Annotated in this window: 15 protein-coding genes; 5 read left to right on the forward strand and 10 right to left on the reverse strand. The window is 54.5% G+C overall.

From position 1 onward, the window contains the following. Nucleotides 1-38: 38 nt before the first annotated feature. Nucleotides 39-731: a response regulator transcription factor gene (locus tag CF651_RS24340; RefSeq protein ID WP_179232968.1), complete on the reverse strand. Its 693-nt coding sequence runs from the start codon at nt 729-731 to the stop codon at nt 39-41. Next, nucleotides 724-2,256 (reverse strand): sensor histidine kinase, encoded by a 1,533-nt coding sequence (locus CF651_RS24345; RefSeq protein WP_094017483.1) that lies wholly within the window; start codon nt 2,254-2,256, stop codon nt 724-726. The genes CF651_RS24340 and CF651_RS24345 overlap by 8 nt, the downstream gene beginning before the upstream one ends. Before the next feature lie 199 nt (nt 2,257-2,455). Here CF651_RS24345 and CF651_RS24350 point away from each other — a divergent pair, with 199 nt between their 5' ends. Next, a complete protein-coding gene (locus CF651_RS24350; protein WP_179232969.1) occupies nt 2,456-2,968 on the forward strand; it encodes a hypothetical protein in 513 nt (170 codons plus the stop codon). Between the two features lie 203 nt (nt 2,969-3,171). Here the strand turns inward: CF651_RS24350 and CF651_RS24355 are convergent, their stop codons facing one another. Together CF651_RS24355 and CF651_RS24360 are read right to left on the reverse strand one after the other, a co-directional pair. Further along, on the reverse strand, nt 3,172-3,501 hold the full coding sequence (locus tag CF651_RS24355) for a hypothetical protein (protein ID WP_094017484.1): 330 nt from the start codon (nt 3,499-3,501) through the stop codon (nt 3,172-3,174). Between the two features lie 79 nt (nt 3,502-3,580). Further along, the gene (locus tag CF651_RS24360) at nt 3,581-4,009 is read right to left on the reverse strand and encodes an Lrp/AsnC family transcriptional regulator (protein ID WP_094017520.1); all 429 of its coding nucleotides are present in this window, start codon (nt 4,007-4,009) and stop codon (nt 3,581-3,583) included. Between the two features lie 128 nt (nt 4,010-4,137). Between CF651_RS24360 and CF651_RS24365 the strand changes: the two genes are divergently transcribed. Next, nucleotides 4,138-4,890 (forward strand): MBL fold metallo-hydrolase, encoded by a 753-nt coding sequence (locus CF651_RS24365; protein ID WP_094017485.1) that lies wholly within the window; start codon nt 4,138-4,140, stop codon nt 4,888-4,890. 162 nt (nt 4,891-5,052) lie between these two features. After that, entirely contained in the window at nt 5,053-6,126 is a 1,074-nt protein-coding gene (locus CF651_RS24370; RefSeq protein WP_094017486.1) for an acyltransferase family protein, read from the forward strand. A gap of 145 nt (nt 6,127-6,271) precedes the next feature. On the opposite strand, the gene CF651_RS24375 is transcribed toward CF651_RS24370, so the two are convergent. Together CF651_RS24375 and CF651_RS24380 are read right to left on the reverse strand one after the other, a co-directional pair. Continuing rightward, nucleotides 6,272-7,588, reverse strand: coding sequence for a deoxyguanosinetriphosphate triphosphohydrolase family protein (locus CF651_RS24375; RefSeq protein ID WP_094017487.1), 1,317 nt, complete (start codon nt 7,586-7,588; stop codon nt 6,272-6,274). Between the two features lie 251 nt (nt 7,589-7,839). After that, a complete protein-coding gene (locus CF651_RS24380) occupies nt 7,840-9,804 on the reverse strand; it encodes a methyl-accepting chemotaxis protein (RefSeq protein WP_094017488.1) in 1,965 nt (654 codons plus the stop codon). 232 nt (nt 9,805-10,036) lie between these two features. On the opposite strand from CF651_RS24380, the gene CF651_RS24385 reads away from it, so the two are divergent. Continuing rightward, entirely contained in the window at nt 10,037-10,750 is a 714-nt protein-coding gene (locus tag CF651_RS24385; protein ID WP_094017489.1) for a FadR/GntR family transcriptional regulator, read from the forward strand. 208 nt (nt 10,751-10,958) lie between these two features. Further along, on the forward strand, nt 10,959-12,224 hold the full coding sequence (locus CF651_RS24390; protein ID WP_425436316.1) for an MFS transporter: 1,266 nt from the start codon (nt 10,959-10,961) through the stop codon (nt 12,222-12,224). Between the two features lie 86 nt (nt 12,225-12,310). Here CF651_RS24390 and CF651_RS24395 read toward each other — a convergent pair whose 3' ends face one another. The 4 genes from CF651_RS24395 to CF651_RS24410 all read right to left on the reverse strand — a co-directional run bounded on the left by CF651_RS24395 (nt 12,311) and on the right by CF651_RS24410 (nt 18,437). Continuing rightward, nucleotides 12,311-13,285, reverse strand: a complete 975-nt coding sequence (locus CF651_RS24395) for a Gfo/Idh/MocA family protein (protein ID WP_094017491.1) — start codon at nt 13,283-13,285, stop codon at nt 12,311-12,313. A 4-nt stretch (nt 13,286-13,289) separates the two neighbouring features. Continuing rightward, on the reverse strand, nt 13,290-15,563 hold the full coding sequence (locus CF651_RS24400) for a glycosyl hydrolase family 95 catalytic domain-containing protein (RefSeq protein WP_179232970.1): 2,274 nt from the start codon (nt 15,561-15,563) through the stop codon (nt 13,290-13,292). Between the two features lie 532 nt (nt 15,564-16,095). Continuing rightward, nucleotides 16,096-17,538, reverse strand: coding sequence for an aspartate ammonia-lyase (gene aspA, locus CF651_RS24405; RefSeq protein WP_094017492.1), 1,443 nt, complete (start codon nt 17,536-17,538; stop codon nt 16,096-16,098). A 242-nt stretch (nt 17,539-17,780) separates the two neighbouring features. Continuing rightward, nucleotides 17,781-18,437: a YheC/YheD family protein gene (locus tag CF651_RS24410; RefSeq protein WP_094017493.1), complete on the reverse strand. Its 657-nt coding sequence runs from the start codon at nt 18,435-18,437 to the stop codon at nt 17,781-17,783. Between the last annotated feature and the right edge of the window lie 183 nt (nt 18,438-18,620).

Here is an 18,620-nt window from a genome sequence, read left to right on the forward strand (position 1 = left end):
CCTTCCTTTGACGGGCGATTGACATCCTGGCATGGCCGCTATACGTTGAAACGGTACCCCGCTCCCCACACGGTCTCGATGTACTCAGGGTGGGATGGAGCCGCCTCTATTTTCTCTCGCAGTCTGCGGACATGTACCGTCACCGTAGCGATATCTCCGTTGGAATCCATCCCCCAGATCCGCTCGAACAGCTGCTCTTTGCTGAATACCCGGTTCGGATGGGCCGCCAAGAACGACAGCAAATCGAACTCCTTGGCCGTACAAACGACCTCCTGCTCCTGAACGAACACCCGCCGGGAAGCCAGCTCAATGCGGAGCCCACGGATGCGGATTTCCTCTCTCTGCGCAGCATTCCGGCCACCCGACAGCCGTTCATACCGGGCCAAATGCGCTTTCACCCGGGCCACCAGCTCGCTTGGGCTGAACGGCTTCACGATGTAATCATCCGCTCCGAGTCCGAGACCGCGAATTTTGTCGATATCTTCCTTTTTGGCGGAGACGAGCAGAATCGGGATATCCTTCACCGCTCTGACCTGCCGGCAAATCTCGAACCCATCCACATGCGGAAGCATAATGTCCACAATGAGCAGGCTGCAATTCCATGCCAGTGCCCGCTTCAGTCCTTCTTCCCCCGAATGCCGCATTTCTACGGTAAAGCCGTTAATTTCGAGATAATCCCGCTGCAGCTCGGCAATGCTCGTCTCGTCCTCGATAATTAATATGTTATGCAAGCCCTTCACCCGGCCTTCCGTTTGCCTCATCATTTTTACGTAACGTAAAAAACATCCGCGTCCCCTTTCCCGGTTCGCTCTCTGCCCATATCCTTCCTCCATGCCTCTCGATAATTTGCTTCGCAATCGCCAAGCCTAAGCCGCTTCCCCCGCTTTGTCCGCTCCGGGACGCATCCGCCCTGTAAAACCGGTCGAATACGTAAGGAAGTGCCTCCGCCGCAATGCCCGCACCATTGTCCTCCATGCATACAACGACCTCATCTCCGTTCGGGCCCTTCATACCCCAGCCGATGGCAATTCGCGGCTCCCGCTTATCCATATGCTTCAGGCTGTTGTCTACCATGTTGCCGATCAGCCGCTTCAGCTGATCCCGGTCCGCGAACACCAGGACAGGCGGCTTGCCCGCTTCCGGCTTGTCCAGCCGGATCCCCTTCTGCTCGAGATCAAAGCGAAGCTCCTCCGCGGTCTGTTGAAGAAACACCCCGATATCCAACGGCTCGAATACGAAGGGAACCTTGTTTAAATCCAGCTTGGAAAACAAAAACAGCTCGTCAATCAAGCGATCCATTTGCTTCGCCTTGCTGTGGATCGTTTTCAAATATGTATCCATTTTATCGGGCGTTGCGGCGACACCGTCCTGAATGCCCTCGACATACCCGATGATTGACGTCATCGGCGTCTTGAGGTCGTGCGAAATGTTCGATACGAGCTCCTTGCGGTTTTCCTCGTACTGCAGCTGGAGCTCGACCGACTGCTTCAGCTTCCGGCGCATCTCCTCGAACGATTGGGCGAGCTGTCCGATCTCATCCGGACGCGTCTCTCCCATTGCCGCATCGCTGCGCAACAGCGGGAGGGCAGCGGAATCCAGCTCGCCCGCCTTGATCAGCTCCGCAGATTGCCGCAGCGACTGAAGCGGCTTCACGATCGCCCGCGATGCCCAAATGTACAGCAGCAGGTTCGTCGCCATCAGCGAAAGCAGCAGCACGCCAATCCATACCGGCAGCAGCTCGCGGGTCATCTCCCCGTAGGGGCTGACCTCCTTCAGAATATAAATGCTCCCTTCGGACTTATCCGCCGGAACGGTAAAATCATATTTGACATACGTAAAATAGCGGCTTCCGGCCTGAACGGTATCCCGTACTTTAATGTTAGACGTCTCAATAGGGGGCAGCGAAGCCGGCAGCTCGGCGCTGTTAAGCCTGGGAGACAGGTACGATAATTGGCTTCCTTGTCTGCCGATGATGCCCGCCTGAATCGGAGCCAGCTTTTGGTCCAGCTCCTGCAGCAGCGCAGGGTCATACAGCTGGGCAGGGCCGTTTTTCACATAATATTTGATATCCAGGTACGTGCTTTCCTCGGGCTCGGATAATGGTTTGACCGCGTAATGGCTTGTATAAAAGCTGCGAACGCTCTTCACATCCCCCGTCATCGCTACGGCGACCAGAAAGCCGGCCAGCAAAAACAGCACGATACTTGCAACGAGCATCGATGAATAGGATAACAGCAATCGGATCCGAATGGACATAGACTCCCTCTTTTGCAGTCATGAATTGTAACCTCATAAATTCCATATCATCATATCACAAACCTATCCTCTGCTGAAAAAATCCGCAAACGCACAAGAAATTTCCGCGAATCGGGATAAATGCCTATCACCTATAGGCTCATGCTACATATATTGATCTTGAGAACGGGTCATACACCTATAAAAGGAGTTGTTTGTATTGCAACAGCCTCACAACCAGCAAAGACAAACGATTGGCAATAATGCACCGGCAGCGGTTTCCAGAAGCTTCTTTCCGGGCGGTCAAGGCGGCTTTCCCGGTGGACCGGGTGGATTTCCGGGAGGACCCGGCATGGGGCCCGGAGGATTTCCAGGCGGTCCCGGTCAGGGCGGCTTCCCGCCACCGCCTCCAGGACCCGGGGGATTTCCCGGCGGCTTCCCGGGCGGTCCCGGCGGTCAGAACCCTCCGGGCGCTCCGCAATCCCCGCCGCCAGCCTTCATACCCCAGCAATCATCGGCCACCCTCTTCGCCGTGGATCCCGGCAGCATTCGCCGCTGTTTATTCCGGTACGTATATATTTGGCAGGATAACGGCGAAAGCTACTGGATTTATTTGACCCACGTCGGTCGTAATTCCATTAGCGGCTTCCGCTGGTACGGCTTCGGTCCGGTAGGCTTCTGGTTGTTCTTCGGTCTGGACTTGCGCCGCATTCAATCCTTCTTCTGCGTTTAATCGATCAAAGCCCTGCGAATACATGACGCTGCGCCAGCGGGTCATGCCGAGGATAAACGGCTTCGCCATCGTTCGTGGGGCATGCGTTTGTCAAGGTAGACGAAATATGAGCAGCGTATACTTTCTTCTAAAAAGCAAGCCCGGAGCGGCCGGAACACCTTCACGGGTGATGTTCCGGCCGCTCCGGGCCTTTTTCCTTGCCTTCAGGCATCCTTCAGCAGCAGCTGCGCAATCAATTGGATCGTATCCAGCCTGTTATGCAGGTAATCGTATTCGACCTTGCTTTGATCCGCGGCCATGCGGGCCCTAAGGACCGTGCGCTGCAGCTCATGCGTATGCTGCCATACCTCGGCTTCGCGGGCCTGCTCATTTTTCCCGGTAATGAGTCCCTGACTGAACAGCTCGCACTCTTTGCCGCGGAGCGCCATCTTGGCATCCTCCAGCCGGCCTAATGCCGAGTAGTAGCTCGACCCCGCTTCTCTCAATTGCACCGGCAATTGCTCCAGCTGCTGCAGTACCTCCGTCCGGTTCATCCGAAACACCCTCCCCGATGAATAGTTATCTCTACAGCTTATGTGAGGGGAGGCGCGATCATGCGGTGTGGTCGACTCGTTATTTCATCTGACCGATGGACAAGCTGACTTTGTAATTGCCGTACTGCAGCAGCTCGTCAAGAAGCGCGGTCAGCTCCGCCTGGGTGCCTACGCGAACGCGCATCCAGTAGCAGCCCTCGCCGCCGACTCTGTGCAGCTCTACGATCTGTTCCTTGTGCTGCACAAACGATTGGAATGTCTGGTGGGCATGATTCGACGTCATAAAAACCGTAACGAAAGCATGGACGGACAGCCCGATTTTATCAGGGTTCCAGCGTATCGTATATCCTTCAATGACACCCAGCTCCTGCAGCTTTCTGACGCGCGCGCCGACCGCCTGTCCGGTCAAGTGCACCCGCTGTCCGATTTCCTTGTGAGGAAGATCAGCCCGCTCCAGCAGGCAGTTCAGAATGCGCAGATCGATGTCATCCATCGTAGAATTAGTCATCTCCCCTAAATTCCTTTCATTGTGAAAGTATACAGCCTTAACGTGTTTCACCGGCTTGTATGCAGGCAACCCGGCCTCATCTTATAATTGTAACAGAACCTTATCCTTCGAAGTAAGAGGTGTATCCTATGAACTTAAAGCTGCTTCGCCATGCCACGCTTGGACTCGAATACGGCGGGGTCACGTTCCTCATCGATCCGATGTTCAGCGAAGCCGGCGTCAATCCTCCCATTATGAATACGCCGAATGAGCTGCGCAATCCGCTCGTTCCGCTCCCAGCCACGGCGCAGGAATGGCTTCATCCCGATGCCGCTATCGTCACCCATCTTCACCCGGACCATTGGGACGCCGCTGCGCAAGAGGCTATGGCCAAATCGACGCCGATTCTGTGCCAGCCCGGGGATGAATCCGCCTTCTATAGCTCCGGTTTCCAATCCGTCCTTCCGGTAGCGGATCATGCGCGCTATAAAGGGGTTACCCTGACACGCACAGGCGGCCGTCATGGCACCGGGGAAATCGGCGCCAGAATGGGGAATGTGTCCGGCTTTGTGCTGAAGGCCGAAGGCGAGCCTACCCTATATCTTGCAGGCGATACGATTTGGTGTGATGAGGTCGTTGAAGCCTTGAACACCCACAAACCGGACGTCATTATCGTCAACGCGGGAGGAGCCCGGTTCAACGTCGGGGATCCAATCACCATGGGTGGGGACGATGTCGTTCAAGTATGCCGCTATGCCCCCGGCAGCAAGGTCATTCCCGTGCACATGGACGCGATCAATCATTGTCTCGTCACCAGAGCTCAGCTGCGCGAGCGGCTGGAGGCGGAAGCACTGCTGCATCAGGTGCTGATCCTGGAGGATGGCGAAGCCGTCCGGCTGTAATCAACCAAACCCGGCCTATACTCATAGAGAGTGTAGGCCTTTTTCTCCAATTTTTAAGCTGATTTTCAGCCTTCTTTCAGATTCGTGTCATACATTTGACACAGCCGCCTGCCACAATGAAGGAAAAAAGAACCGTGCCAACGGAACTGGAGAACCCTTCATATGGAAACGAACCGTCTAACCGTCCCGCTCATTCAAGCTGCACGAGGCATTGCCGTCGTGCTCGTTATGCTGTTTCATACTTCACAGCTTGCACACAAATATTTCGAGATCAATTTCCTCGGCGTCAGCGGCATGGACCGGTCCGGAGGGTACAGTTATTTTTTTGTACTCACTGGATTTTTGATGTTCACGCTGTACGGCCGGCATTTCGGTAACCCGAAAATTTGGAGCTCCTTTATCCTGAAGCGGTTTATCCGCATTTATCCGCTGTACTGGCTCGTGAACGCAGCCGTCATCCCGATTTATTTTCTTGTGCCCTCCTTCGGGCTAGGCTTTGAAACGAAGCCGTCGGAAATCGTCCGCTCTCTGCTGCTCATTCCAGAGAGTCATGTCCCGATCCTTGGGGTGGCGTGGTCGCTCATTTTTGTCGTCTTTTTTTACTTCATGTTCTCTCTGCTGTTTGTACTGAATAAAAAAACGGCTGCCGTCCTGTTCTCGATCTGGATCGTACTGATCTGCCTGTCCGGCCTCGGGTGGATTCACGTGAAGGACCATGTCCTGCTGAACTTCCTGCTGGACGGCCAGCACCTGGAGTTCATGCTCGGTATGGCTATCGCTTACGCCGTCCGCTTCATCCCCGCCCGTACAGGCGGATATTGGCTTGGAGCCGGGATCCTCCTATTCCCTGTCGTCTGGATGATTCGCTATGCAGAGCCCGCCTTTGCCTACCCGAACGTGCTGTATACGATCGGATCCGCCCTGGTACTGGTCGGCATCGGAACGCTGCGGGTACAAGCGCCTGCCTGGTTGAAGCCGGTGCAATTTCTCGGAGATGCATCCTATTCGATTTTGCTGACAAGCCTTGGCTTCCTGTCCATTATGCTCAAGCTCGCCAAAACTGTGCATCTGAGTGCAGCTGTCGGTCCGTATACAACCACAGCCTTGTGCTTTGTTTGCGCATTAGGCATGTGCTGCGTATTTTACGAACGGGTGGAGAAGCCGTTGGTGGTACGTTTGAAATCAATGCTTGTGCCAAAAGCGGCCGCCTCCGGCACCGCAACAGCCGGACACTAGCATCTGTCATGCTAAGCCGGCTTCAAACACGAACAGGCCTGAATCTCCTCTCCCTCCTGGATGGAGGAGGAGATTCAGGCCTGTTTGCACGTTGTCGCAAACGAACCGGGCCGAGCCCGGCTTCACGGCGGTAGCGTGGCTCGGTCTAATCCATTTCATAGATCGAGCCGGATTTGCTCGCGAACAGCTCCGCATACACCTTCTCCGCATAAGCGTCGGTCATGCCGGAGATGTAATCCGCCACAAAGCGCGGCCACGGCCACCTGCTCTTGTGAAGCTCGTAGTTCTCGATCCAATCGGGCGGAATGATCAGTCTGCCCGTATCCTGCTCAATGAAGCTGGCCCACAGCCGCTGAATCATGATTTCGCTGCGCTTCTGGAGCCGCTGTACGCGAAAATCCTTAATTAGCGTAACCCAGGCCAGCTTTTTCAATATTTCCATCGTTCGCAGCAAGTTCAAATCCTGCCGGCCGTCCCGGACGAATGTAACCCGCTTCCAGCTCTTGGCCGTATCCTCAATAATGCCTACCTGATGGGCAAATAAACTGACCCAGCGGGCTTTGATCTCCCGGCGTGTACGCGACGCCTCTTTGTTGCACTCCGCATATATCGTTTCCCACTGCGTCAGGAAGGAAGCCAGTACCTCCTTCACCATCGCCTTCATGTCGACGCCGTCCCAATCCTCCGGTTCATAGCCGGGGTCGCTCACAATCTCTTGAATCAGGTTCAGCAACAGACGTTCATCTTCAAAAAACGTCCGGTTCATTTGAATTTTGCCGGCCCGGATGCCATCCTCAATATCGTGGGTCGAATAAGCGATATCGTCGCACAAGTCCATCAGCTGAGCCTCTAGCGTCGAGCAGCCATCCGGCATTTGCCATTTGCGCCGCAGCTCTGCAATGTCCTCCCACTCCTTGGTGTACACACCCTTGATCCGTCCCGCATCGTCCAGGCAATACGGATATTTATTGATACCGAGCAGCACGGCCGCTGTCAAATCCAATCCGCTCCCGCTGCCGGCCCGCTTCTCCAGAAACATGAGAATGCGGAAATTTTGCGCATTGCCTTCATAAGCCATACCGTGGTCCGCGCGGAGCAGGTGGTTCAGCACCTCCTCTCCCTTGTGACCGAAGGGAGGATGCCCCAAATCATGGGCCAGGGAAGCCGCTTCAACCACCTCGGGATCCATGATCAAGCCCGGATGCTCCTTGCGCGCAAGAAACGGATACGCTTTGTTCATCCGCCGCGCCACTTCTCTTGCAATCTGCGACACCTCGAGCGAATGCGTAAGACGGGTTCGGTAATAGTCGCCGGATCCGGCCCCGAACACCTGGGACTTTCCCTGCAGGCGGCGGAAAGCCGGCGATTGAATCAATCTCGCGTAGTCCTTCTCGTATTCGTCTCTTTCCTCACTCGATTTCGAGTGGGTCGTATCGTTTAAACGTAATTTTCGTAAGTCCATAAGGATCGCCTCGTCTCAAACAACCGTTTGTTGTTATATTCTATCATGCTGCGTTAGATAAGGTTACAAGAATCTTAAAAACGACGTCATACCGTGCGTCGCCGCCTTCGATTGTTAATGATTTTACCATTGAAATCACCCGTTTTGCAAAAAGGATTTTCCGTTTTCATAGTGAAAGCGGTTGCCCATGCTGGGCGCACAAGAAAGGCCTGTCCCGCATAGCTATATACGGAACAGACCGGAAGGCTTTGTTAACACTTGAACCGTTCAATTTTGGACTGCAGCTCCTCAGCCATGGCGGACAACGCCTGGGCGGAGGACGATATTTCCTCCATAGAAGCCTGCTGCTCCTGAGCAGCCGCGGAAATATTCTCCGTATTCTCCACCGCCGACTCCGTGACCTCCGATACGGTTCGGATTGTCGCCCCCAGCTGGCGCGTTCCTTCGGTTATCTTCGCCGAGGACGCGGAGGCAACCTGCATTTGATCCGAAACCGCCGCAATTTGGTTGCGGATTTCCCCGAAGAGCGAGCCCATGCGGGACACGACTTCCTTGCCTTCTCCCACTTCCTTGGAAGCTGTCTTCATCGAGCTCACCGCCTGCGCGGAGATGGCTTGCATTTGAGAGATCAGCTCGTTAATTTCACTGGAGGAACGCGAGGTTTGCTCCGCCAGTTTTTTCACCTCTCCGGCTACGACGGCAAAGCCTTTGCCATGCTCCCCCGCCCTTGCCGCTTCGATCGATGCGTTCAGCGACAGCAGGTTGATTTGATTCGCAATTTCGGTAATGTGCGCGATGATCAGGTTAATGCTGCTAGAGCGGCTCACCTGCTCCTGAATAATGCCGTCCAGCTCGTCTACCTTGGCTCCGATCACATTCATCTGCCGGATCGCCGTTTCAAGCACATGAGCCCCTTCCTCCGAGAAGCTTCTCGCTTCATCGGCCCGGCCCGACGTATGCTGCACCAGACCGGCGATCTGGGTCACTTCATCAATCATCGTATCGGTCACGTGCGAGCTCTCGCTGATACGATCCACCAGCTGCAAGGAACCGGAGGACATCTCCTGCGCCGATGTAGCGATCTGCTCCGTAGCCTGTGCATTTTGCTCCGCGCTGGCGCTAAGCTGCTCCGAGGAAGCCGCCAGCAAAGTCGAGGTTTCGCTGATTTCCTCGATCATCGTTTTGAGAGAGATCACCATGTCGTTGAAGCTGGCGCCGAGCTTGCCGATTTCATCGTTGGCTTGAATCTCCACCTGACTTCGCAAATCCCCCTGACTCAAAGCCGATGCCGAGACGATAAGCCGCTTCAGCGGGCGGTTAATGTTCCGGACAATCCAATAGATCAATCCCGCTCCAACGATAACGGCAATGGTCAGCACAAGCAGAGTCACCTTATAGATCGGTGCGGACTTCTGCTCGATCTCCTGTGTCACCATCGTACCGACCAGCTTCCAGCCTGCCGTCGCATTCGTTGTGAAGACCGCGGTCTTGGTATCTTGCCCAAGCTTGTAGTCCAGCCTTCCGCTCTCCTGCTTGTAGAACAGCGGGTAGTGGTCGCCGACGGCATCGGCCCCCGCCTTTTGGGTCGGATGGACGAGAAACTTTTGCTTCCGGTCCAAAATATAAACGTAGCCTTTGTCGCCGATTTTAGTCGAGCTCACCATGTCGGACAAAGCCGTCAAGCTGAGATTGACACTGACCACCCCTTGCTTATCGGGCAGCATCTTGGCTACGGAAATAACCATATTCCCGGAAGTCGCCGAGACGTACGGGTCCGACACAATGACCTTGCCGGCCGCCTTCATACTGTCCTTGTACCAATCGCGTTCCCTTGGGTCATATTTCTGCGCACCGGGATCGGGCGATTTCATCCAGGCTCCATTTTCGTTGCCGAGTACAAGCAGCTCCAGCTCCGGGTGGGTGGATGTAAAAGCATCCATCAGCTCGCGGGTACGCGGATTTTTCTCGTCGGCCGCCTTGCTTGTCATCTGCTTGGCAAGTCCCTCGACATTGCTTATTTCCGACTGCAGATATTGATCAATCGCCTCATTGGTCATTCGGACACTGTCCTCCGAAGATTGAAACAGCGAGCTCGTCATCTCGCTCTTTGCCGTCTGGTAGGCCAAAGCGCCGACAAAGAGACTGGGCAGCAGGAGTACCACGCTAAAGGACAAGATCAGCTTGCTCTTGATGCTCATGTTTTTGAAAAAGGTCATAAGTGGTTTGCGCTCCTTCTATGGTGTCATTTCTTCATTATTCGACATAACCTGAACGGGATTTAATAGCTGCAGCCTTGGAAAAGATTAATTTTTTATTAAAAAACTTGAAATTACTGGAAATGAGCGCTTAAATTTAATTATTTAAACCGGGGTATTAACCGTTACCAAAAAAAGGGTTGCATCTTTCCTTGTTCCGGCTATAATAAATCCATAGACAGGAGATGATCTGATGAATTCTAAAATATCGTTCCAAACCGTCAACCGTCATCAACTCGTCGATGAAATTGTTCATCAGCTCCAGAAGAAAATATCCAATGAAGAAATTCAGCCCGGGGATAAAATCCCTACGGAGCCCGAGCTGATGGAGCAGTTCGGCGTCGGCCGGTCCACGATCCGAGAGGCGGTGCGCGTCTTGGTATCTGCCGGACTATTGGAGAAGAAACAAGGCTTCGGGACCTTTCTTAAGGCGAATCCCGTTATTCAAGAGCCTTTGGAGCAGCGGCTGCGGCGCGCTGAAATTTTGGAGGTCTATGAGGTTCGGCGCATGCTGGAGCTCGAGATTGCCCGATTAGCGTCCGAGCGGCGCGACGAGGAAGATTTGAAGCTGATGCGCCAGCATCTTGATGTCCGCCTCCAGGCATTGAAGCAGGGGAAGATGACTGACTATTTGAATGCAGACGTTCAATTTCACCTTGCCGTCGCTACAGCCAGCAAAAATACGGTCGTCATCGACCTGTACCGCACCTTCTCCACCGTGCTGAGGGAAGCGCTCGACAAGCTCGTCAAGACCTCTGAGGTGCACCATCCCCATGTGGAAATGCACGAGGGCTTATACGAAGCAATTAAAAACCGCGATGCGGCGGCTGCCATTCACTGGACGACCGAAAATCTGGAAACGACCGTTGCCGAGCTTCGCCAGTCATTAGCCCAGGAGGACAAATAGTCTCCCGCTTCATTCGTTGTCTTGCAGAAATACCAAAACATACTTCCGGTTTTAGGACCTGCACTTCGGGTTCGCCATGGAAGAAGCCGTTGATTCCGGAGCAGCTGCTCATTCCTTGGCGTTTCCGTAACGTGCGGCTTTAAACGTCTGATGATATGCTGAATTCATAAGGAGTCGTATACCATTGGACCCAAATACATTGTAAGAGGTGATTCGTTTGAACCCATCATCAGCCCAACCACAGCCGCAGACCACAGTATTCTCCATTCTGTTCGCCATCAGCATTGTTCATCTGCTGAATGATGCCATCCAATCGGTCGTACCGGCCATGTTCCCCATTATGCACGAGTCGCTGAAGCTCACGTTTGCCCAGATCGGCTGGATTGCATTTACGCTGAACATTACCGCTTCGGTGCTGCAGCCCTTGATCGGCCTGTACACGGATGCGAAGCCCAAGCCTTACATTCTTCCGATCGGTGTCTTGTTCTCCTTGCTGGGCATTATCGTATTGGCCTACGCAGGCTCCTTCGTTCAAGTTCTTGCAGCGGTTACCCTTCTTGGCATCGGCTCCTCGGTGCTTCATCCCGAGTCCTCCAGGGTTGCCCATATGGCTGCCGGGGCACGCAAGGGCCTGGCTCAGTCGATCTTTCAGGTCGGAGGCAATGTCGGGCAAGCCTTGGCCCCTATTTTAACGGCTCTCATCTTCGTGCCTCTGGGTCAATTCGGCTTGATCTGGTTTACGCTCGTCGCGGGTGCAGCCGTCGTCGTCCAGCTCTTTGTGGCCCGCTGGTACCGCGGACGACTGGTGTATCGGATCGGTAAGAACGCCGTGCGAAAGTCGGCCGCTTCCCCGCTGCCGAGACGCATCGTCGCTTACTCTATAGCGATTCTCGTCATGCTCTTATTTTCCAAATTTGTATATGTAGCAAGCATGACCGGCTTTTATGCGTTTTACTTGATCGAGCATTTCCAGCTCTCAACAGAACGAGCTCAATTGTTTGTCTTCGCCCTGCTTGTTGCGGGAATTGTCGGGACGTTCCTCGGGGGCCCGCTGGCGGACAGGTTCGGGCGGCGCAATATGATCTGGTTCTCGATCCTGGGAACCGCTCCTTTCTCACTGCTGCTGCCCTATGCCAATATGTTCTGGTCGGTCATTCTGTGCATCTGCATCGGCTTCATCCTGCTGTCCGGCTTCTCGGTCATCATCGTGTACGCCCAAGAGCTGCTGCCCGGCAAGGTCGGCACCGTTGCAGGCCTGTTCTTCGGCTTGGCCTTCGGCCTCGGAGGCATCGGATCGGCCGTGCTGGGAACCCTTGCAGACGCGACAAGCATTACGTTCGTTATTCGCCTCAGCGCCTTCCTGCCGCTGATCGGCTTGCTGGCGGCTTTTCTCCCGACCGACCGGACGCTGCAGCTGCATGACACGACTGTTAAGCATGGGGATGCCTCGGAGGCCGCATCGGCAAAGGCTTGAGAGAGCTCGTGGCGAAAAAATATTGGGTTAGGAAACAACAAAAACGGAGGCTCCTTCGGATGAAGGACGCTTCCGTTTTCTGTTTTCTAGCTTATGTCGTGCAGCTTTAGGTCCACCACGGCCTTCAGCCGGCTGGACTCGTTCGCATAATGAACGATCGCTTGTGTTTTTAAATAATCCTTGGCACTCGTTTCGTTATCCCCGCCGTCCCGCAAACAGACAATAAACTCAGCCAGCGTATCCGATGGCGGCACATCGCCGAAATCATCCACCGTGCGGATCAGCGCACCCTCCTTGCTGTACACAAGCAAGCTTTTGCCTGCGACTTCAATAGCTCCCCCGGTGCCCTCGATACGCCAATTGCCGCCCCATTCGGTCTGCTTCCCGCGGGATGTAATGGAGCCTGTGTAGCTTACCGCAATCCCATCCTCCATCTCCAGCCAGGCATACAAATTAATATCGGCCGGCTCCGCGCTCCAGCTACCGATAGGATTGAAGTTTCTTGCAAATACACGCGCCGCTTCCTTTCCGGTCAAATAGCGGACCATGTCCCAATGATGCACCGCAATGTCATCCAGCAGGCTGACCGTGTACTTTCTTTGCGTGTGGTGATACCTGTAAAAAGTAATATCCACCGTCGTGATCCGCCCGATCGTCCCCACCTCCAGCAGCTCCTTCAGCTTGCGGACGTAGGCGAACCGCCGGTAATTTTCAGCAATCATGAAAGGAATGCCCTCACGGGCTGCCCGCTCTACAATCCGGATCGACTCCTCATAGTCAAAAGAGATCGGCTTCTCGCACAGCACCGGAATCCGACGGTCGAAGGCCAGCCCATTCACTGCGGTATGGACGTGCGGGGGCGTCACATTGACAACAAAATCCGGCTGCTCCTTCTCCAATGCCTCGGCAAGCGATGTGTAGAAGGGATACGGATCCCCCTCCATCTTGCTCTTCATCGAAGCATCCGGTTCCACAACGGCGATCTCCAGACCGCCGAATTGCTTCAGCCTTTTGTACCAGCTGAACCCGGCAACACCCAGACCTGCTAATAATGCTTTCATCGGCTTACTTCCTTTCTTCGCGGAAGGGGATTCCGTATAACCGCCACGGTTTATGCGCCCCGAAATAATTGCACAAGCCCGGCTGCGCCTCTACAGGGGCGATCCGGAAGGAGCCTTCCGCCTTGTCATCCTGCAGCTGCGTTCCGGCACCGCTAACATATAAAATGACTTCCTCGCCCTGCTTCAGCTCCAGCTCGAGGACGCCCTCACCCAGGTCAAGGACGGAAACCGGATGCTCTGACGCTGCGAGAACGGTTTCACCTTCGTTCAAGCTCCAGTCCGTTTGCAGCCGGCAGGGCTCTCCGGCCAAGCTTTTGACACGGACAAATGCCGTTCGCCCCTCCTTGCGTGACGCACTGACCAGAAAAGCGCCTTCGGCCCGCAGATCGTGGAACACAGCTTCCTTCCACTCGCCGGGCATCGCGGGAAAGACACGGATCTTGTCCCCCCAGCTTTGCAGCAGCAGATCCTGAATCGATTCCGCACAGGCCAGCGGTGACTCCATCACCGGACCGGCCTCGCGGTACATCGTATTCGGCTTGATCAAATGCAGGAAGCTCCGAATATATTGCAGAGCTTCATCCCCGAGCCCTATCGAGGCTGCGATGGAAGCCGCTCCAGTGAAGGTAAATCCGCGCATATCCCCTTCCATCCCCGTCCAATAGCGCAGCGATTTGTGAATGAGCTCCTTCTCCTCCTGCCGCTCACCTGTTAGCAGGTGTAGGGGAAACACGGCGAGCAAATGGCTGAAATGCCGGTGGCCGAATTCGATCGGGGCGTCCTTACCGAGCATCAGACCATGGGTATTCTCCGGGTAAGGAGTAAGCCGCTCCAGCACCTGCGTCCACCGCCCAGCAAGAGGGTCCTGCAATGGAAGCCTGTCATGGATACGCAGCAGGGTCTCACAGCCCCAACGCAGCAGCGCCAGATCGTAATGGCAATCGGCCACGGTCATTTTCTTGAAGCTGCCGTATTCCGGCGATACGGTCGGAGGCAGATGAAGCCTGCCGTCTTCCCCCTCCTCAAGCAGATGAATATGGTACTGCACCGCTCTGCGCAGCAGCGGAAGCAGCCCCTCACGAAGCATCGTCTCGTCCATCGTATGCCTGTACTGACGCCAATAATTGTGGCAAATCCACAGCAGGTTGCCTGTCTCGTCGTCCACCGGGCTCTGAAGATCATAGCTGCAGCTGCGGCCCAGTCCTGCGGAATCGTGGCGGAGCGCCTCAGGCACATTGCCGATCAGGTTGTCCCTGTTCGAATCCAGGGCACGGATCAGTGACTCCCCAAGCTCCAGCCGGTTGGAGGTATACACGGGAGAATAGCTCATCTGCACATTCATGTTGAACCATACGCCGGGCCAAGGCGTCGGGGCCATCCACGGTCCTTGATTATCTATGATGTGATGCTCCTTGCGTGTAGCCGAAGCGAGCTTATACATTTGAATCCAGTAAAAGCCCTCCAGCCGGGTATCCGGCAGCGACACGAAGCTTTGCGGATAATAGGCATGCCACCAGCGGCGATGGGATTGCTCCAGCGTGTCCAGCCCCTCGGCGACCGATGCTTGAACAAGCTGCACCGCGGAAGCGGCAGCAGCTTCATTCGCTCCCGGCTGAACCGTTAAGTAAGCTATGCGCCGGGAGCCGGGACCTTCCTGCTCCTCCCACGCCGTCGTACAGCCATCCCCCATATCATAACGCTGAACGCCAACCCGAATGTTCCCCACTATCGACCGGTCCAGGACGATATTCGGAATATACTGGTTCAGATTGATTCCGTCCGCATTTTTCAATATTGGATCTACCTCCGGCACAGCATACCATTGCAGCTTCACATTCCGCTCGCCCTCGGAAGGCTCCAGTTCTATGACCAGCACCGGCTTGTCACTATGGATAAAAGCCCGAAGCCTGATTTCCCCCTTCGTGGTAACCACATGAGCCTGAATTTCGGCGTTCCATAAATCAACCCGAATCGTCGTCGGCTGATATATCCAGCCTTCACATTCCAGATCGATCTCCCCGATCGGCACCCGCGGGCTGTATCCCTCTGTAGGGCGCTTCGCCGTAATATCCGTGCGGCCCAGAACGAACCGCAGCACATTCCGTTTCAGCCGATGCTCCTCCCCGTACATCATCGCCCCCATGAGACCGTTTCCAATAAAGGCCCCCTCATCCCACGTCATCGGACGCGTCGTCCAGCTCATATCATGACGGGCCAGAAATTCACTCCAATTTAATTCTTCCTTTAGCTTATCGGTACGCCTGGATTTGATCTGCATACACTTGCCGCCTCCTTCATATCGTCCTTGGGTAAGCCGCCTGGCTGGAAGCTGACATCAACCCGCTTCTTTTCATTATAAAAAATAGACAGCTGCAAGCCCATGCTCAATGCTCATCTGTACTTGCATAATTCTCAGGTGAAGCTGCTTTTTTACACGAATCAGCAGCCTGTCCCCCTGCTTTTCCTTCAAGAGACTGACCTTCTCCTTTCCCGGCAACGCAAAAAAAGGCCACTCCCATTATGGAGTGGCCACTGAAAAAGTCACCGCTGCATGTACAGATCGTTCTTCCGATCGCTGTTGTCCCTTGATTTTTTTAATTTCGACCCGCTTATAGCGGTCAACATCCGGGGACAAAGGCGAACGCTTACGCTTCTACAGAACGATTCCGTCCACTCCGCCGTTTTTCAGTGGCCTCCATTGTGGAGGTCCTTTGCTATTCAACTATTCACTTCGGGCAAAATATACCCGGTCCATCGGATACCGAGCCCCCGATGGGCGTGGACATCCGACGCTTATTTCCCCAATCAGCTTACTTCTCTTCCTGCGGATCGCCCCGATGCAGCAGCGTCGCTCCCGCAATGCCCGGGTTGGTCATCTCGTACGGATCCAGAATGAAGTTCAGCTCCTCCTCCGACAGCACGTCGTACAACAAGCACAGCTCGCGGACAGATCGGCCTGTCTCAATTGCCTCCCGTGCAATCCGCGCTACTACCTCGTAGCCCAAATGCGGGTTCAAAGCAGTAATAATGCCCACGCTTTTGTCAACATATTCCTTGCAGCGGGCCTCGTTAGCCTGAATACCGTCCAGACAATGCTGCTTGAACACCTTGAACACCTGATTCATCATACTGAGCGACTGTAGCAGGTTGAACACAAGCACCGGCTCCATGACGTTCAGCTCCAGCTGACCTGCCTCGGAGGCCAGGCAAATCGTGTGATCGTTACCGATGACTTGGAAAGCGACCTGATTCACGACCTCACACATCACCGGGTTTACTTTCCCCGGCATGATGGAGGAGCCCGGCTGACGAGCCGGCAGGCGGATTTCGCCAAGACCGGCCCTCGGACCTGACGCCATGAGACGCAGGTCGTTGGCGATTTTGGACATGTTCATCATGCAGACCTTCAAAGCCGCGGAAACCTCCGTATACGCATCCGTGTTTTGGGTGGCATCGACCAAGTGCTCCGCATTCAGCAGCGGAAGACCCGTAATCTCTGCAAGCAGCTTCACCACCTGGACGATGTACTGCGGATCGGCGTTCAGTCCGGTTCCCACCGCCGTCGCCCCCATATTCACTTCAAATAAGTGCTGACGCGTCTGCTCAATACGCTTGATGTCCCGCGAAAGCACCCGGCTGTACGCTTCAAATTCCTGTCCCAGCCGGATTGGAACTCCATCCTGAAGGTGGGTCCGGCCCATTTTGATGACACTGTCGAATTCAACCGCCTTCAGATGAAAGCTTTGATGGAGCTCCTTCATCGTCGCAAGCAGCTGCTCCATCAGCTTCAGTGTTGCGATGTGAATCGCCGTAGGAAACGCATCGTTGGTGGATTGTGCCATATTGACATGGGAGTTGGGGCTCAATGTAAAGTAGTTCCCCTTCTCGCCTCCCATCAGCTCAATCGCCCGGTTGGCAATCACCTCATTGGTATTCATGTTAATCGAGGTGCCCGCGCCGCCTTGAATCGGATCCACGATGAATTGGTCATGCCATTTTCCTTCAATGATTTCCTCGGCGGCTTGTACAATGTAGCTGCCCAAATGGGAAGGAAGCTGCCCTACCTCCATGTTGGCCTGCGCCGCAGCTTTCTTGACCTGAGCCATTGCGATAATTAATTCTTTATGAATGCGGTACCCCGTAATAGGGAAGTTTTCAACAGCCCGTAGCGTTTGAACCCCGTAATAAGCTTCGACAGGCACTTCCTTCGTACCCAGAAAATCCTTCTCCATCCTAACTTTAGCGGTTGTCATGACCTCATCACTCCGTTCATGTGTTGATCGCTCACTTGCTTTCATGTCAGGCCTGTACATTCAGCGCATCCTGTTGCAATCAGGGAACCAATGGCTCCTTCCTGCCGGTTCCGCCTCCTTTGAGGACGTTCTTACAGCAAAAGAAGCGCCCGCCATCAATCATGGAGAAGCGCTTGGTATGCATGTTACTATTTACATTGTTATGAAAATTATGCATCGTGTCAACTTTTGTCGGATGTCGATCACTTGGGCTGCGTATTCACTTCCAGAATCCAAATCCTGCCGTTGTTATCAACGCCATAATCAAACCCCAGCTGCCCGAGCCCAGGAAAAGCCTGTACCAGCAAGCCCGCGCAATGGTGCGTAAGTGTGCGCATTTCCCCCTTCAGCCTGGCAGGAGACACAGACAGCGCCCGGCGAATGGCCATGTCGGACTTCAGCTGTGTCCCGCCCTTGCACAGGTTCGTGACAAATAAGCCGGGACGCGCCAGACGGCCGACAATGGCCGTAATGACCCATTTGCTGCCCTTATTGACGATTTTGACCCTGAAATCGAGCGGCCGGCCGTTGATGCGGGCAAGAGGAATGGCACGCTGGAGCAAATAAGATCTGCCTCTGCGGATCCGGTGTACCGCTGTGAGCAGCGCAGCGAAAGTCGCCGCATATCGGACGCTCCCCTGATAATGGTACGTGTAACCTTTACCTTGCTTAGAAATGAGTATCAGCCCGCTGCCTCCGGTACCTGTCGTCGGCTTTGCTACGACACGCCCATAGCGGGCCAGCATGCCGGACAGCTGGGACGGTGCAAAACGTCTGGTTTCGGGGACCCGCGCCGCAACGCTTCCATGCTTCAGCAGAACCCGGGTCTTCTCCCACTTGTCAGCAACGCTTGTGGACATCCCTCATCCCTCCTTCTTCTCTTACAGCTTATTCAAAAAAGAAGGACGACTCCTGTACCTTTGCCACAAAGAAACAACAACAACACCTAAAAATTCCACAATGAGGAATGAGGGTCTCCATATATAATGAGCTTTGTGTATGCGCTTTCTTTTTTTTCAGGGTGAACCAGCCTGGCTATTCAG

It is taken from the genome of Paenibacillus rigui (genome assembly GCF_002234615.1).
GTDB classification, from domain to species: domain Bacteria; phylum Bacillota; class Bacilli; order Paenibacillales; family NBRC-103111; genus Paenibacillus_S; species Paenibacillus_S rigui.

What these genes read in the sequence shown, in the direction of transcription:
- CF651_RS24345 (WP_094017483.1), bottom strand. Translation starts at nt 2,256, where the DNA reads ATGTCCATTCGGATCCGATTGCTGTTATCCTATTCATCGATGCTCGTT.
- CF651_RS24355 (WP_094017484.1), bottom strand. Translation starts at nt 3,501, where the DNA reads ATGAACCGGACGGAGGTACTGCAGCAGCTGGAGCAATTGCCGGTGCAA.
- CF651_RS24360 (WP_094017520.1), bottom strand. Translation starts at nt 4,009, where the DNA reads ATGACTAATTCTACGATGGATGACATCGATCTGCGCATTCTGAACTGC.
- CF651_RS24365 (WP_094017485.1), top strand. Translation starts at nt 4,138, where the DNA reads ATGAACTTAAAGCTGCTTCGCCATGCCACGCTTGGACTCGAATACGGC.
- CF651_RS24370 (WP_094017486.1), top strand. Translation starts at nt 5,053, where the DNA reads ATGGAAACGAACCGTCTAACCGTCCCGCTCATTCAAGCTGCACGAGGC.
- CF651_RS24375 (WP_094017487.1), bottom strand. Translation starts at nt 7,588, where the DNA reads ATGGACTTACGAAAATTACGTTTAAACGATACGACCCACTCGAAATCG.
- CF651_RS24380 (WP_094017488.1), bottom strand. Translation starts at nt 9,804, where the DNA reads ATGACCTTTTTCAAAAACATGAGCATCAAGAGCAAGCTGATCTTGTCC.
- CF651_RS24385 (WP_094017489.1), top strand. Translation starts at nt 10,037, where the DNA reads ATGAATTCTAAAATATCGTTCCAAACCGTCAACCGTCATCAACTCGTC.
- CF651_RS24395 (WP_094017491.1), bottom strand. Translation starts at nt 13,285, where the DNA reads ATGAAAGCATTATTAGCAGGTCTGGGTGTTGCCGGGTTCAGCTGGTAC.
- CF651_RS24400 (WP_179232970.1), bottom strand. Translation starts at nt 15,563, where the DNA reads ATGCAGATCAAATCCAGGCGTACCGATAAGCTAAAGGAAGAATTAAAT.
- aspA (WP_094017492.1), bottom strand. Translation starts at nt 17,538, where the DNA reads ATGACAACCGCTAAAGTTAGGATGGAGAAGGATTTTCTGGGTACGAAG.
- CF651_RS24410 (WP_094017493.1), bottom strand. Translation starts at nt 18,437, where the DNA reads ATGTCCACAAGCGTTGCTGACAAGTGGGAGAAGACCCGGGTTCTGCTG.